This window comes from Acinetobacter sp. SW-226, from assembly GCF_055632855.1.
The window spans coordinates 1528962-1543813 of the sequence record NZ_CM145752.1 but is presented as its reverse complement, the minus strand read 5'-3'; the positions used below and the strand labels follow the sequence as shown (position 1 = coordinate 1543813).

The window sequence follows — 14852 nt, the reverse complement described above, 5'->3', positions numbered from 1 at the left end:
CCGATTTCAGTCATTTGTTCATATTCATAAACGTGGATGCAAAATAATTTTTTAAACAACTGAAGCATTTTTAACTCCTGTAAGTGATTTTTTAAAAATTAGCTTCTTAAAACGAGTATATCGTCCTGAAATACCCACAACTCATGTTTCATGAGCTATACACATTTTTAAACATACTTTTTATAAATTTCAAGTGCCTTTTGTCGAATAACAGCATAAAGTGATCAATGGTCATTTACTTTTTTAAATGATGCTTTTCATTTACTTGTAGTTTTGGTTCACATCACTTTTAAAAATGCGGCAGAAGATGAAACAAAACTTGATTTAAATTTGGATCAAGCTAGGATAAAAATACAATGAATGCTCAAAGCAGATGTTTTGAGAAACCAATAAATAATTTGATAAAAAAGCAACGATAAGGATATTTATACATGCTTGGACGTATGATGTTTCAACCGCTATTGATTAGCAATCTGATTGATCACGCAGAACGCTATCATGCCGACACAGCCATTATTTCTAAAAATACAGACGGCAGTATTACTGAAACCAACTGGGCCAAAGTCGCAGCCAACTCTAAACGATTTGCCAATGTGCTTAAAGGTTTAGGGCTTTCGCAAAGCGACCGTGTGGCGACCATCGCATGGAACAATCATCGTCACCTAGAATCTTGGTATGCCATCTCTGGCAGTGGTTATATTTGCCATACCATCAACCCACGTTTGTTTCCAGAACAACTGATTTTTATTATCAATGATGCGCAAGATCGTGTGGTGTTATTTGATAAAACCTTTGCGCCACTCATTGCTGCGGTAAAAGCACATTTACCGCATGTTGAACACTTTATTTGCCTAGATGCCTCAGATGAGGCTATTACAGAAAAAATCGCCGATGTGAAATTTTATGATGACTTGGTCAGCAAAGAGTCTGAACAGTTCACATGGCCAAGCTTTGATGAGCAAACCGCAAGCTCTTTGTGCTATACCTCAGGTACAACAGGAAATCCAAAAGGTGTGCTATATAGCCACCGCTCCACCATTTTGCATAGTTTTGCCATCAGCCTACCCGACTCACTTAATCTGTCTGCAAATGACATCATGTTGCCTGTAGTGCCCATGTTCCATGTCAATGCTTGGGGTACACCTTATGCCGCGGCTATGGTGGGTTGTACAGTTGTATTGCCTGGACCTGGTTTAGATGGGCCGAGTCTAGTGAATATGATTGACTCGTATAAAGTTACTGTGGCTTTGGGTGTTCCAACCATTTGGCAAGGTTTACTGGCAGCAGCAAAACAATTAGGTAGTCAATTGACAAGTATGAACCGCAACGTTGTGGGTGGTTCAGCCTGCCCACCCTCCATGTTAGCGGCGTTTAAAAACGAATATAACTGTGAAACTATCCATGCATGGGGCATGACCGAAACCAGTCCACTCGGCTCTGCCAACCAACTGAAAGCCAAACATCAACAGCTCTCTGAACAAAAACGTTTCCAACTGCGCTTATCTCAAGGTCGTCCGCCTTTTGGCGTGGATTTACGTCTTACTGATGAGGAAAAAGGCAACAACGAAATTGCACGTGATGGCGAGCAGATTGGCAATCTACAAATTAAGGGTCACTGGATTATTGACAGCTACTTTGGTAAAGCTGAATCCGCACTCACAACCGATGGCTGGTTTGATACAGGCGACATCGCAACCTTAGATGAAGATGGCTTCTTATACATCAGTGACCGTTCTAAAGATTTGATTAAGTCTGGTGGTGAGTGGATTTCATCGGTTGAGCTTGAAAACCTTGCAATGGGTCATCCAGACATTCTTATGGCGGCTGTCATTGCTGCAGAACATCCAAAATGGGATGAGCGTCCAATTGTGATTGCGGTGAAACGACCTGAAAGTACAATCACTGAACTAGACCTTTTGGAGTACTATACCGACAAAATTGCGAAATGGCAGATTCCCGACCGTGTGATTTTTGTCGACAGTATTCCACTGAGTGGCACGGGTAAAATGCTAAAACGTGAACTCCGCGCCCAATATGGCCAAGTGCTACTAGAACAAAACCCTGTTTAACGTTGTTTAAAATAAAAAGCCTGATCATATACGATCAGGCTTTTTCATGTTCGGATGGTTTAAATGCCATCAATACCATTGATTTGAAAGCACGTCTAATAAAGACGCCTTAAACACCTCACCATGCTTTAAATTTGGATAGATTAAAAATTTAGCATCCACTCCATGTTGCTTAGTTATAGCAAGCACCTCTCTATTGTTGTTGATACCACTTGCATCAAAATTAGGACTCTGCTGGCTGCCTACATTTGCTAAAAGATCACCTTCCATCAGTAATAGATGCTTTTTCGAATCTTGGGCTATTTTTGCGTTCTTAGTTTTTTTCATTATACGCTGATCAGCCCAAGATAGAGACGGGCTTGCGGCAAAGAAATGACTAAAGTAACGCCCATCAATCAAACTATCAAGGACAAATAAACCACCGTATGAATGTCCCCACAGTGCTCTTTTTTGTGCATCAAGCTTTACATTTTGCTCAACCCAAGGCGCGATATCGCTCAAAATCACATTTCTAAAATCAGCACTCCCCCCGCTCATTCGCTCTGGATTTCTAGGATCATGCGCAGGTTTTCCAGTCGATAGATCCGCTGGCGTATAGTCGAGCGAGCGAAATGCTGTGGCAAATGGCAAATTGGTTTTATAACCTATAGCAACCAATATAGGCGCATCATTTTCCAGTAAAGATTTCAGCACATCCTCATTCAAATGAGACATCGCAGAATTCCCATCCAACATAAAAACAGATGGATAAGCTTTTTGTTCATTTTGTGCTGTTTTAGGAATACCTAACCACACTCTATATGTTTTTTGTGGGTCTTTAGATACAAACTCTTTAATTTTAAAATTATAATACTCAGAGCCCACTTCTGCGATATTCGCAGCTAGAGGTTTCATTTCTGGCTTTGCATATAAACCTGAACTAAACCCCAACAGGGATAACGAAGCCAATACAATATTGAAAGTCTTTCTATAAAAATGAGTCATTTTTCATGTACAAAATCATGTGATAACGAATATTAACATATAATAATGGTTATCATTTTCAATGAGTAATCCATTTTAATAAATATTCACCTAAACAATATATTGTGGTCAGTTCGACTTCTTAAAAATATACTTTCAAGGTCACCCTTCCAAATACGCGTAGTCAGCTTTCCTATAAAGCACATACGTCGAGCGATTTCCTACAAAAAAGCCACCACATTCAAGTGTGATGGCGATCTTTACCTTATCTTGAGATTTTTACAACTTTTTCCAAGTCATGTTGCTCACACCCTTCGCATCTTTTGCTGAAGCTTGTACTTTCAGTTGGTCTTTACCTGCGTTGATTTGTGCCGTATTGATATTATATGTACGACCATCTTGAGGATTTATCCATACGCCTTTTGCAAACGTCTGGCCTGTTTTATCAGCTACTAAACCGCTTAAAATTTGCATACCAAAGATTGGTTTATCCTTGAGCCCACCCTGACATTTTGTACAAACATCACTGATCGGTGCGCCAGCCAAAGGATAATATTTCGTCACTACTGCGCTATATTGTGCTGTTTTTGAGTTCTTACGAATCACAATATCTGAAATATAAGAACCTGTTCGGTCATCAATAACCTTCCACGTCCCAATCAGTGGGTCAAAAGGCATAGCAAAGACAGAGTTAGACAACCCAAAACATAGTGCAGATGCACACAAAAATTTAAGCTTCATAAAATCAATTACAATTGAGAAAAATAAGAATGAAAACGGTCGCAATTATAGCAACTATATTTTTCTATTTATAAAATATTTCATGAAAATTAAACATTTATATGAAATTAAAAAATAATCACAGCAGTCCAGACATCTAAGCACTTTTTTGAAACAGATATTGATATAAAAAAAGCCTCCGAAGAGGCTTTTTTGTTGACTCACTTATGCAGCTGTACGCTCTTCAATTGGCACAACTTTACGTAGCTCAGGCCCAGTATAGTCTGCACTCGGACGAATAATACGGTTATCCGCACGTTGTTCCATCACATGTGCGGCCCAGCCTGTTACACGACTCATCACGAAGATTGGGGTAAATAATTTGGTTGCAATACCCATAAAGTGATATGCCGATGCATGGAAAAAGTCTGCATTACAGAACAATTTTTTCTCACGCCACATCACCTCTTCACAGCGTACCGATACTGGATAAAGCACTGTATCGCCTACGTCTTTGGCTAAGCGCTCTGACCAAATCTTAATGATGCCATTGCGCGGATCATTGTCTTTGTAGATTGCATGACCAAAGCCCATGATCTTTTCTTTACGCTCCAGTTTACCCAACATTTCACGCTCAGCTTCGTCAGCTGATGTCCAGTTTTCAATCATTTCCATCGCAGCTTCATTGGCACCACCGTGTAATGGACCACGTAGTGAACCAATTGCACCTGTAATGCATGAATGCATATCGGATAAAGTTGAAGCACACACACGTGCAGTAAATGTAGAGGCGTTGAACTCATGCTCTGCATAAAGGATCAAAGATACATTCATTACCTGCTCATGCAATTCGTTTGGCTTTTCACCATGCAGTAAATGCAGGAATTGAGCGCCAATTGAATCATCATCAGTATTTTCTTCAATACGCACGCCATCATGACTAAAACGATACCAGTAGCAAATAATCGCAGGCAGTGTTGCAAGAATACGGTCAGCAACATCTTGTTGTTCGGCAAAAGAGTGTTCCGTTTCTAGATTACCCAGCATGGACACGCCTGTGCGCATCACATCCATTGGGTGTGAGTCTGCAGGAATACGCTCAAGCACTTCTTTCAACGCTTGCGGTAATTGGCGTAGTAATTTAAGTTTCGCTTTGTAGGCTATAAGTTGTTCTGCTGTTGGTAGTTCACCAAAGAAGATCAAATAAGCGACTTCTTCAAATTGACAATTTTCTGCCAAATCTTGCACATCGTAACCACGGTAGGTTAAGCCTGCGCCACTTTTACCTACAGTTGAAAGTGCCGTTTTTCCCGCAACTTGTCCACGCAATCCTGCGCCTGTAAGGACTTTTCCTTCTGCCATTTTTAATTCTCCTGTTTAAACAGCTTATCTAATGTGTTTTCAAAGGTGTGATAATCGAGAAATTCATAGAGTTCTTTTCGTTGTTGCATTTTATCCAGTACATTGACCTGAGTACCGTCATTGCGAATAGCATGCATCACTTCCAGTGCTGCCTTTTGCATAGCGCGGGTCGGTGACAGCGGATACAGCACCATCGAGATGCCTTGTTCTGCAAGTTGTTCTTTGGTGTAGTATGGAGTATCGCCAAATTCGGTAATGTTCGCCAGTACAGGGACACCGACTGCATCACAGACGGTCTTGTACATCGTGATATCTGTCATTGCTTCGGCAAAGATCGCATCAGCACCTGCTTCCACACAAGCACATGCACGGTCAATCACTGCTTGTAGGCCTTCCTTTTGTAGGGCATCAGTCCGTGCCATCACCACAAAGTTTGAATCCGTTTTGGCATCAACAGCAGCTTTGACACGATCGACCATTTCTTGTTGGGTCACGATCTCTTTATTTGGGCGGTGACCACAGCGTTTTTGTGCCACTTGGTCTTCGATGTGGACAGCAGCAGCTCCAGCAGCAATCATTTGTTTCACGGTACGTGCAATGTTAAATGCCCCACCCCAACCTGTGTCAATATCAACCAGTAGTGGTGTATCTACACGTTCGGTAATACGACGTACATCTTCCAAGACATTGTCTAAGCTGGTCATTCCCAAATCAGGAAGACCGTAAGAGTAGTTCGCAACACCAGCACCCGAAAGATAGATGGCCTTGTAACCCACCTGTTTCGCCATCATTGCTGCATAAGCATTGACTGTACCGATAATTTGTAATGGTTTTTCCACTTCCAGTGCTTGTCTAAATCTTAAGCCTGCAGACGTTTGTTCTGTCATAGTCCTTTCCACGGCATTTACTTTAATTTTCGAGTTTTGAGTATAGCCATAATGTTCCAATTGGCTATGACATTTTAGAATGATCACTCTAAAACTTTAGTCCCATGGTTCACGTTTTTATTGTGTAATTTTCTTCCATAAGCAGACCTTTAGTGCTAAACAGATACACCTCAAAAAGACAATGTGTGCATATTTTTGCTATGATAGCAACTAGAGATACACATTTTATTAGGCTGTTTTTAGTTATTATGCACACTTCTGTTCAACTTGAACCACTAACGCGGGATACACCACAAACCAAACGTGGTCATGAACGTTGCTTAGCGCTTTTAGAGAGTGCGACTAATCTTTTTCTAGAACATGGTTATGAAGCTGTATCACTGGATGATATTGTGAATCATGCAGGCGGATCAAAAGCCTCAATCTATAAATATTTTGGGAACAAAAAAGGCTTGTTTAAAGCAATTTGTGATTATCGGCGTGATCAATTTTATCGCGATATTACCCTGACTTGTATCTGTGAGACTGAGGAATTACGCACTTATCTTATTCGTATTTTAACCAACTTCCTCAAACACATCATTCAACCTAAAAACATTGCCTTTATTCGTTTAATACTCAATCAAACACAGAAAGATCCTGCGCTTGCACAATACATCCATGAAAATGGTGCACAAATGATTCAAAAAACTATTGCTCAAGCCTTATCTCAAGCACATGAAAAGGGACAACTCAATTGCCCCCAACCCAACAATTCAGCCATGCTGTATTTCGGTATTTTGCGCGACTATGAGTGGCGAATTATTTTGGGGGTCGATCTTGTTCTTGATCGTGAAGAACTCAACAATCATATTGAATATTGTGTAGACCGCTTTTTAGCAGGTCATCAAAAACTCTAGTTTTTTTGCAATTTCCTTTGCTTATAGTATATTAATCAACTCTCGTTTTCTTTTAACCAACCAACAACTAATTGTTGTTCTGTTTTTATTTCAGTTTTCAGCAATTATTGTGGAGTAACAATGGCTCTACGTCACTTTCTTACCTTACGCGATTTATCTACTTTAGAACTTAACCAAGTTGTGCAACGCGGTATTGAACTGAAACGTAAACAGCACAATAGCGAAGTCTTCCAACCTTTTGTTGGTAAAGTTATGGGTATGATTTTTGAAAAATCGAGTACTCGTACCCGTGTATCGTTTGAAGCAGGCATGAGCCAGTTCGGTGGTAGCGCAATTTTTCTTTCTCCACGAGATACGCAACTGGGTCGTGGTGAACCGATTGAAGATTCAGCACGTGTGATCTCAAGCATGTTGGATATTGTGATGATCCGTACTTTCGGACATGACATTGTTGAACGTTTTGCGTCTTATTCAAAAGTTCCTGTGATTAATGCTTTGACCGATGATCACCACCCTTGCCAACTGCTTGCAGATGTTCAAACTTTTGTTGAACACCGTGGACCTATCGCAGGTAAAACTGTAGCGTGGATTGGTGATGGCAACAATATGTGTAATTCATATATTGAAGCAGCGCACATGTGGGGCTTCAAGCTCAAAATTGCAGCACCTAAAGGTTATGAACCCAAAGCAGAATTTTTAAGTGAATTTGCACACTGTGTAGAACTGGTTAACTCTGCTGAAGATGCTGCTGTCAATGCAGACCTGATCGTGACCGATGTATGGGCAAGCATGGGCCAAGAAGAAGAGCAAAAAATTCGTGAAGCAGCTTTTGCTGACTATCAAGTGAATGAACGCCTGATGGATCTTGCTCATCCTGATTGTTTATTTATGCACTGTTTACCTGCACATCGCGGCGAAGAAATTTCTGAAAAAATGCTCGACCATAAAAATGCTGTGGTTTGGGATGAAGCCGAAAACCGTTTACATGCACAAAAAGCATTGGTTGAATTTTTAATCAATGAAAATGCAAAAAAAGACTGATTTATTTTTCCAAAGAAAAGCACCTAAGGGTGCTTTTTTTATACGTGCAAAGCTATAATTGGAACATAATTTTTATAAGCGACACTTTCCATGCATTTCAAAAAGACTGGCCTGTGCCTTGCTACACTCCTAAGTACTACATTTTGTCAGGTTCACGCTTCTGAATTCGATGACTACCTACAATCCAAACAAATTATTGATGCAAATTTTAAAATTCAACAACCTGAAACGTTGAATGAAATATTAACGGTATTAACCGCAGAAGACTCCAGAACACTTCCCATTGAAATTGATAATAACACCATCATTGAACAATTTAATCTATATGCAGACCGTACCGAACTTAAAGGGATGATCATTACCCCAGATTTCGCCCAGTTTGAACAAGATTTAGGTGAAAAAGAAGTTCAAAAAGTGATTAAAAAGAATGTCCTGCAAAACTGCAATATTTTCTTCGAGCATCAATATCAGCGCCATAATCCCTACATTGTAAAACTACAGCTTAACTCCGAAAAAAACAGCTACGATTTAGAGCTAAAACAGAAAGACTGTGGTATCAAATAATAATGCCTTATAGTGATTGGTTCTCTGCTCTAGCGAACCAATCCTTGTGGTTGCAAAATAATCATAGCAGCACCAATTAAAACTACTGCACCGCCCATTATATCCCAACGGGAAAGCTGAACCTGATCGACATAACGCAACCACAGCAATGCGGTAAAGATATAGATTCCACCATAAGCCGCATAAATACGTCCTGACGCAGCCGGATGTAAAGTCAACAGCCACACAAAAGCACCTAACGCTAAAGCTGTAGGAATCCACAACCAATGGCTTCTCGCCTGATTTAAAATCAAATAAGGAAAATAACAGCCTAATATTTCCATCACTGCTGTAATTAAAAACAGTACAAATGTACTAAAAATCTTAGTGAATTGAATATCCATACAGTCTATTTTTACTCGCTATTGGTCTTTAAATCGTTTGCTTTCAATAAAAAACCCGTGCGAACACGGGTTTTTAGATGATGTAAAAATCTTTAAGCAGGTTCAGCCGTTTGGTCTTCAAAAACTTCGAGTTTCAAACCAACCGCTTTACCATTTTCTTTTTTCACAGAGACCGCAACATTGCCACCATGTTCTGCAAGCTCACCGAATAGAATCATTTCAGCCAGTGGTTTTTTCAAATGCTCTTGAATCAATCGTTGCATTGGGCGAGCACCCATTAGACGATCATAACCATTTTCGGCCATCCACTCACGTGCACTTTGATCCACTTCAAGAATGACTTTTTTCTCGTCCAGTTGCGCTTGTAATTCAGTTAAGAACTTATCTACCACATTTTCAATCACAGTAGTAGGCAGCGCTTTAAACTGAATTACGCTATCCAAACGATTTCGGAACTCTGGAGAGAACGCTTTTTTCATCGCATCTTGGTTATCATTGCTGTTGTCTTGATCCATGAAGCCAATACTCACACGAGAAATACTTTCCGCACCAATATTTGTAGTTAAGACCAACACCACATTACGGAAGTCTGATTTACGACCATTGTTATCGGTCAATGAACCATGATCCATAATTTGCAACAATAAGTTGAACACGTCTGGATGTGCTTTTTCAATCTCATCTAGCAATAATACACAGTGCGGATTCTTATGAATCGCATCGGTCAACAGACCACCTTGATCAAAGCCCACATAACCGGGAGGCGCACCGATCAAACGTGAAACCGCATGACGCTCCATATACTCCGACATATCAAAACGAACCAGCTCAACGCCCAATAATTTCGCAAGTTGTTTGGTAACTTCTGTTTTACCTACCCCAGTTGGACCCGCAAAAACAAAACTACCTACAGGTTTATCAGGTGATTTTAAACCTGCACGTGACAGCTTAATTGCTGAGCCTAAAGCTTCGATGGCTTCATCTTGACCAAAGACCACTCGTTTTAAATCGCGCTCAAGATTTTCAAGAACAGTCTTGTCATCTTTAGATACGGTTTTTGGTGGAATACGTGCAATTTTCGACACGATATCTTCAATATTTTCCACCGTAATAAGCGTATCATCTTGTTCAGCTTTCAGACGACGTTGTGCCCCTGCTTCATCAATGACATCAATGGCTTTATCCGGCAAGAAACGGTCATTAATAAACTTCGCAGATAACTCAACCGCTGAAATTAAAGCTTTGTCATCATATTTAACATGATGGAAATCTTCAAATTTGCTCTTCAAACCACGTAGGATATCAATCGTTTCTGAAATAGATGGCTCATTGACATCAATTTTTTGGAAACGACGTGACAAAGCATGGTCTTTCTCAAAGACTTGGCGGTATTCTTGGAACGTGGTTGAACCTATGCAGCGCAATGAACCATTGGCCAAAGCGGGTTTAATCAAGTTTGACGCATCCATCGTGCTGCCCATACTTGAGCCTGCACCAATAATCATGTGGATTTCATCAATAAATAAAATCGCTTCTGGTTTCTTTTTTAAGGCATTCAACAATTGTTTTAAGCGCTTTTCAAAGTCTCCACGATATTTTGTTCCTGCAACCAGCGCCCCAATATCTAAACTATACACTTCTGCATTTGCCAATGGTTTAGGTGCTTTACCATTGACAATAAGCCAAGCCAAACCTTCTGCAATAGATGTTTTACCGACACCAGGATCACCCACCAATAACGGGTTATTTTTACGACGACGGCATAGAATTTGTGCTGCACGCTCAATTTCTTTTTCACGACCAATTAAAGGATCTGTTTTTCCCTTTTGCGCTTCAACATTTAAATTGGTTGTGTAAAGCTCTAACGGGCCAGCATTACTTGAACTGCTCGACTCACCATCTAAATCTTCAACTTCTTCTTCAACTTGCACTTCGTCTTTACGAGTACCATGTGCTAAATACTGAGTTAAGGTTAAACGATTAATTTGATGACGTTTTAATAAATAAACAGCAAAAGAATCACGCTCAGAATACATTGCGACAAGGATATCTGCACCTTCAACTGTACGGTCTCCACCACTCGATTGCACATGGAATATCGCACGTTGCAAAATACGGTCAAAACTCTCAGTTGGATGCGGTGCTTGGTCGCTGTTCTCGCCCAATTTAGGGGTATGTTGCTCTACATATTCTTCGAGCTCTTTACGAAGCAAAATAATATCCGCACCACATGCTTTCAATGCATTCACGGCTGAATCATTATCAAGTAAAGCCAATAACAAATGTTCTACTGTTAGGAATTCATGTCTCTTTTGTCGAGCCATACTAACAGCCAAACGTAAGGATACTTCTAATTGACGACTGAGCATGGAACCCCCTTAATCTTTCGGCTCAATCTGACAAAGTAGCGGATGACCTTGAGACCGAGCGTAATTATTGACTTGGTTTGCTTTTGTTTCCGCGATGTCTCTCGGGTAAACGCCTGCAACACCCTTTCCTTCATAATGTACAGTTAGCATTACTTGAGTGGCTTGGTCAAGATTCAAAGCAAAGTATTGTTGTAAAATTTCAATAACAAAGTCCATTGGGGTATAGTCATCGTTCATTAAAACGACAGCATAAAGTGGCGGACGTTTCAATTCAGGTGGCGCTGTTTGGACAGCGACATCACTATTTTCGTCTTCATGCGGTTCATCATTGCTCAAGCGCGGGCTGATATGCCAATCGACATAGCCAGACTCATGAAAAGACTGCTTAATTTCGTTTAAACACGTTGAACGCTTAGAAATACCCATAAACTTACAATTCACAATTATTGTGCATTCGCCTCTGCCTGAGGAATTTCAGTGACAAATGCAGATTGACTTTCTACGGCCTCACCACGTGACCAACTAAAGCGTCGTGTCACTGGCGTGCTGCCTGTTAAACGGACTTCGATAAACTGTGGCGTAAAGCCTTTAGGCATCGTCCAACGCCCTGTTAAACGCTCATAGTTCTCAAAGTTAAAATTTTTGTCTTCCAAAGGAACAACCAAAACTTCTGTACCACGAATCAGTCTGAGCTCAACGGTACCAGAGGCTGCACGTTTTGAGGGACTGACTTGAACCAAATCAAGTTGGTATTCAAATGCATTTTCAGGCAAAGGTTTGATCGTAATATGCTGAACAGCCAAAGGAATACCGCCGCGTTGACGTAAAACCTCACGATAAATGACTGCTGTCGTTTCAGACTGTGCTTGTTGATCTAGCGCTTTTTGCAAAGACAAATATAGCTCGTTTGAATTAGTGACAGCGACATCACGTTCCTGAACAGCAGCATTATAGTTTTTATTTAAAGCATCCAGACTGGTCTTTTGCTTTTGTACTACTTCGACCAGTTGCTCAGCATCAGCATCAAAACCTACGACCGTTAAACCCTGACGATGTCCAACGGTATAACCCAATAATCCGCTCGCAACAACCAATATTACTGCACCAATTGCCAAGGGCTTATTGGTCTGTAAAAACGGCTTTGCAGGTTCAGGCTGTTGTGACGTCATATTTGTGTCAGTGTTCGGCATCGTCATCTCTTATTTTGATTCAATTCAAAACACACATTTAAATCGAAATCTAAATGTGTGTGAAGTTTTAAAACGTTTTTTATGGTAATAAACCAATTCCATCTAGACCCGCAGTTTCGACAAATCCAAACATTAAGTTCATGTTTTGAACAGCCTGACCTGCTGCACCTTTAACTAAATTGTCTTGTACAGAAATTACCACCAATTTTTTCGGTTGCGGCTTATACAAAGCAATGCGTAATTGATTTGCACCACGCACAGAGCGTGTCTCTGGTGAACTTCCCGCAGGCATGACATCGACAAAAGCTTCATTGGCATAAAACTGCTCATATAAGCTCTGTACATCTATAGCTTCACCCGCATCAGTTAAATCCACATAGATCGTACTGAGCATGCCACGAATCATAGGCACCAAATGTGGCACAAATAAAATGTGATTAAACACATTTTTTAAGCCTGAAATATTTTCCAATGCTTCCACAATTTCAGGATGGTGACGGTGACCTGCAACGCCATAAGCTTTAAAATTATCCGCATTTTCAGAATAGATCATACCAAGGCTGGCTTTACGTCCCGCACCAGACACACCAGATTTCGCATCAATAATAATACTTTCAGGTTTAACTAATGTGTCGTTTTGCTTAAATAACGGCGCTAAACCCAGTTGCACTGTCGTTGGATAACAACCTGGATTACCAATGACATTCGCTTGTTTAATCTGTTCGCGGTTTAACTCAGATAAACCATAAACTGAATCTTTTAATAGTTCAGGACATGCATGTTGCATGCCATACCATTTTTCGAACTGTTCTAAATCTTGTAGACGGAAGTCTGCAGCAAGATCAATCACTTTGGTATTTGCAGTGACTAATTCTTCAGCATGCTTCATGGCAACGCCATGCGGGGTTGCAAAGAACACCACATCACATTTCTTCAGTTCATCAATATTCAAATCTGAATATTTGAGTTCGGTATGTCCACGTAGGCTTGGAAACATATCATCTACACGGCGACCATCTTCTGTACGCGATGTTAATACGCTTACTTGCACATTTGGGTGTCGTAGTAAAAGACGCAACAATTCAACGCCTGTATAACCTGTACCGCCGACAATACCAACTGAAATCACGTGTATTACCTCAAACTTAAACTATCCACTTTGTAGCTGCCTAGTATGACAGGAAGTTTCTGCTTTCTAAACTGTTTTACTTGGAATTTATGCGTTTTTGGTGCTATAGACATTTAATGTTGCGCATCTAATACAGTCAGTGATGGCTCAAAACAAATTTGGTTTCGTCCTGAATTTTTCGCATCATATAACAATTGATCGGCAGCATTTATAGCATATTTTAAATTGTGTTGATGCACTGCAGCGAGTCCAAAACTCGCTGTCACAGTTATATTTTCTGAAGATAATTGAGTATCCGAAATGCGTAAACGAATACGATTAGCAATACTATAAGCCAACTCTAGATCATCTACTTGCAATAAAATAATAAATTCCTCTCCACCGAAACGTCCAACAAGATCATGACCACACACGTTTTGCCCAATAATTTGACTCACCTGCTGTAAAATTTGATCTCCAATCAAATGTCCATAGCGGTCGTTAATTTTTTTAAAATGGTCAATATCACACATCAGTAAAAAATAAGATTGTTGAGATAAACAATGTAGCTTTACTTTGGCTGCTTCATTAAAACCACGTCGATTAAATAAATGTGTGAGTGGATCTCTTAAACGCTCATCATTCAGTTGATGGATAATATCTCGGACTAAAGTACCCAATAAAACAATAGCAAACCACATGCTCAAGATAATGCTGGCAGCAAGCATCATTAACCACCAGACAGAAGTTGCCAACATATCTGCTTGTATATTTTTTAAAAAGAAAAAAATGATGATGCCACGCGCGAAAGTATAAAGCACAATGAATAAATAGGAGAAATCAACTATTTTATTAAGAAAATCAACATTTTGATAATTTTTAAACATTGAAAATAACACCAATGACTCAACCACAGCAATGGATATATTTAAAACGAGCATTCGGATCCACAACTGATCGTCAATATAAGAATAATAGCTCAACAAAACCAATGTGATTGCAATCAATATCGCACATCCAGACGAATGTGCGTTGGCTCTTTTTCTTAGCCCCATAGCATAAGCACTAGACCATGCCCCGAACAAATAAAATGATCCCAAAATCGGAGCGAACAATGCTAGTTGCTTATTCGACATGAAACACTGCGTAGCCACAGAAAAAGACGGCACGATATACCCTAGACCCAACCACAAAAGATATGCAGGAGCCTTAAAAACAAAATGACATATTAAAAGTAAGCTACCCATTAAAATCAGGCATGCTGGAACAATTAATATAAAATAGTGGATATCTGCAA

General features: G+C 40.1%; 14 protein-coding genes. 4 read left to right on the top strand and 10 right to left on the bottom strand.

The genetic code is table 11. The features are described 5' to 3' along the window. Positions 1–431: 431 nt before the first annotated feature. Complete coding sequence (locus ACZ8ZH_RS07465) at positions 432–2069, top strand: long-chain-fatty-acid--CoA ligase (protein WP_119063372.1); 1638 nt, start codon at positions 432–434, stop codon at positions 2067–2069. A 69-nt stretch (positions 2070–2138) separates the two neighbouring features. Here the strand turns inward: ACZ8ZH_RS07465 and ACZ8ZH_RS07460 are convergent, their stop codons facing one another. The 4 genes from ACZ8ZH_RS07460 to prpB all read right to left on the bottom strand — a co-directional run bounded on the left by ACZ8ZH_RS07460 (position 2139) and on the right by prpB (position 6001). Continuing rightward, the gene (locus ACZ8ZH_RS07460) at positions 2139–3053 is read right to left on the bottom strand and encodes an alpha/beta hydrolase (protein ID WP_119063371.1); all 915 of its coding nucleotides are present in this window, start codon (positions 3051–3053) and stop codon (positions 2139–2141) included. Positions 3054–3311: 258 nt separating this feature from the next. Next, positions 3312–3773: a DUF2147 domain-containing protein gene (locus ACZ8ZH_RS07455; protein WP_086210222.1), complete on the bottom strand. Its 462-nt coding sequence runs from the start codon at positions 3771–3773 to the stop codon at positions 3312–3314. A gap of 204 nt (positions 3774–3977) precedes the next feature. Next, positions 3978–5114 (bottom strand): bifunctional 2-methylcitrate synthase/citrate synthase, encoded by a 1137-nt coding sequence (gene prpC / locus ACZ8ZH_RS07450; protein ID WP_086210223.1) that lies wholly within the window; start codon positions 5112–5114, stop codon positions 3978–3980. Positions 5115–5116: 2 nt separating this feature from the next. Then, positions 5117–6001, bottom strand: a complete 885-nt coding sequence (gene prpB / locus ACZ8ZH_RS07445) for a methylisocitrate lyase (RefSeq protein ID WP_086210224.1) — start codon at positions 5999–6001, stop codon at positions 5117–5119. 248 nt (positions 6002–6249) lie between these two features. Between prpB and ACZ8ZH_RS07440 the strand changes: the two genes are divergently transcribed. The 3 genes from ACZ8ZH_RS07440 to ACZ8ZH_RS07430 all read left to right on the top strand — a co-directional run bounded on the left by ACZ8ZH_RS07440 (position 6250) and on the right by ACZ8ZH_RS07430 (position 8505). Beyond that, positions 6250–6900, top strand: coding sequence for a TetR/AcrR family transcriptional regulator (locus ACZ8ZH_RS07440; protein ID WP_086210225.1), 651 nt, complete (start codon positions 6250–6252; stop codon positions 6898–6900). 120 nt (positions 6901–7020) lie between these two features. Further along, the gene (gene argF, locus ACZ8ZH_RS07435) at positions 7021–7941 is read left to right on the top strand and encodes an ornithine carbamoyltransferase (protein ID WP_119063370.1); all 921 of its coding nucleotides are present in this window, start codon (positions 7021–7023) and stop codon (positions 7939–7941) included. A 90-nt stretch (positions 7942–8031) separates the two neighbouring features. Next, the gene (locus tag ACZ8ZH_RS07430) at positions 8032–8505 is read left to right on the top strand and encodes a hypothetical protein (protein WP_086210227.1); all 474 of its coding nucleotides are present in this window, start codon (positions 8032–8034) and stop codon (positions 8503–8505) included. Between the two features lie 29 nt (positions 8506–8534). Here the strand turns inward: ACZ8ZH_RS07430 and ACZ8ZH_RS07425 are convergent, their stop codons facing one another. From ACZ8ZH_RS07425 to ACZ8ZH_RS07400, 6 genes are all read right to left on the bottom strand, one after another. Continuing rightward, positions 8535–8888 (bottom strand): YnfA family protein, encoded by a 354-nt coding sequence (locus ACZ8ZH_RS07425; protein WP_086210228.1) that lies wholly within the window; start codon positions 8886–8888, stop codon positions 8535–8537. A 92-nt stretch (positions 8889–8980) separates the two neighbouring features. Next, positions 8981–11257, bottom strand: coding sequence for an ATP-dependent Clp protease ATP-binding subunit ClpA (clpA, locus tag ACZ8ZH_RS07420; RefSeq protein WP_086210229.1), 2277 nt, complete (start codon positions 11255–11257; stop codon positions 8981–8983). Between the two features lie 9 nt (positions 11258–11266). Further along, a complete protein-coding gene (gene clpS, locus ACZ8ZH_RS07415) occupies positions 11267–11683 on the bottom strand; it encodes an ATP-dependent Clp protease adapter ClpS (protein ID WP_086210230.1) in 417 nt (138 codons plus the stop codon). A gap of 17 nt (positions 11684–11700) precedes the next feature. Then, the gene (locus ACZ8ZH_RS07410) at positions 11701–12447 is read right to left on the bottom strand and encodes a DUF6776 family protein (RefSeq protein ID WP_119063369.1); all 747 of its coding nucleotides are present in this window, start codon (positions 12445–12447) and stop codon (positions 11701–11703) included. Between the two features lie 79 nt (positions 12448–12526). Next, positions 12527–13582 (bottom strand): N-acetyl-gamma-glutamyl-phosphate reductase, encoded by a 1056-nt coding sequence (gene argC / locus ACZ8ZH_RS07405; protein WP_171405790.1) that lies wholly within the window; start codon positions 13580–13582, stop codon positions 12527–12529. Positions 13583–13689: 107 nt separating this feature from the next. Then, positions 13690–14802: a GGDEF domain-containing protein gene (locus ACZ8ZH_RS07400; protein ID WP_162900259.1), complete on the bottom strand. Its 1113-nt coding sequence runs from the start codon at positions 14800–14802 to the stop codon at positions 13690–13692. Between the last annotated feature and the right edge of the window lie 50 nt (positions 14803–14852).

Excerpts from the sequence above, each read along its gene's own strand:
- ACZ8ZH_RS07465 (WP_119063372.1), top strand. The coding sequence starts at position 432 with ATGCTTGGACGTATGATGTTTCAACCGCTATTGATTAGCAATCTGATT.
- ACZ8ZH_RS07460 (WP_119063371.1), bottom strand. The coding sequence starts at position 3,053 with ATGACTCATTTTTATAGAAAGACTTTCAATATTGTATTGGCTTCGTTA.
- ACZ8ZH_RS07455 (WP_086210222.1), bottom strand. The coding sequence starts at position 3,773 with ATGAAGCTTAAATTTTTGTGTGCATCTGCACTATGTTTTGGGTTGTCT.
- prpC (WP_086210223.1), bottom strand. The coding sequence starts at position 5,114 with ATGGCAGAAGGAAAAGTCCTTACAGGCGCAGGATTGCGTGGACAAGTT.
- prpB (WP_086210224.1), bottom strand. The coding sequence starts at position 6,001 with ATGACAGAACAAACGTCTGCAGGCTTAAGATTTAGACAAGCACTGGAA.
- ACZ8ZH_RS07440 (WP_086210225.1), top strand. The coding sequence starts at position 6,250 with ATGCACACTTCTGTTCAACTTGAACCACTAACGCGGGATACACCACAA.
- argF (WP_119063370.1), top strand. The coding sequence starts at position 7,021 with ATGGCTCTACGTCACTTTCTTACCTTACGCGATTTATCTACTTTAGAA.
- ACZ8ZH_RS07430 (WP_086210227.1), top strand. The coding sequence starts at position 8,032 with ATGCATTTCAAAAAGACTGGCCTGTGCCTTGCTACACTCCTAAGTACT.
- ACZ8ZH_RS07425 (WP_086210228.1), bottom strand. The coding sequence starts at position 8,888 with ATGGATATTCAATTCACTAAGATTTTTAGTACATTTGTACTGTTTTTA.
- clpA (WP_086210229.1), bottom strand. The coding sequence starts at position 11,257 with ATGCTCAGTCGTCAATTAGAAGTATCCTTACGTTTGGCTGTTAGTATG.
- clpS (WP_086210230.1), bottom strand. The coding sequence starts at position 11,683 with ATGGGTATTTCTAAGCGTTCAACGTGTTTAAACGAAATTAAGCAGTCT.
- ACZ8ZH_RS07410 (WP_119063369.1), bottom strand. The coding sequence starts at position 12,447 with ATGCCGAACACTGACACAAATATGACGTCACAACAGCCTGAACCTGCA.
- ACZ8ZH_RS07400 (WP_162900259.1), bottom strand. The coding sequence starts at position 14,802 with ATGGGTAGCTTACTTTTAATATGTCATTTTGTTTTTAAGGCTCCTGCA.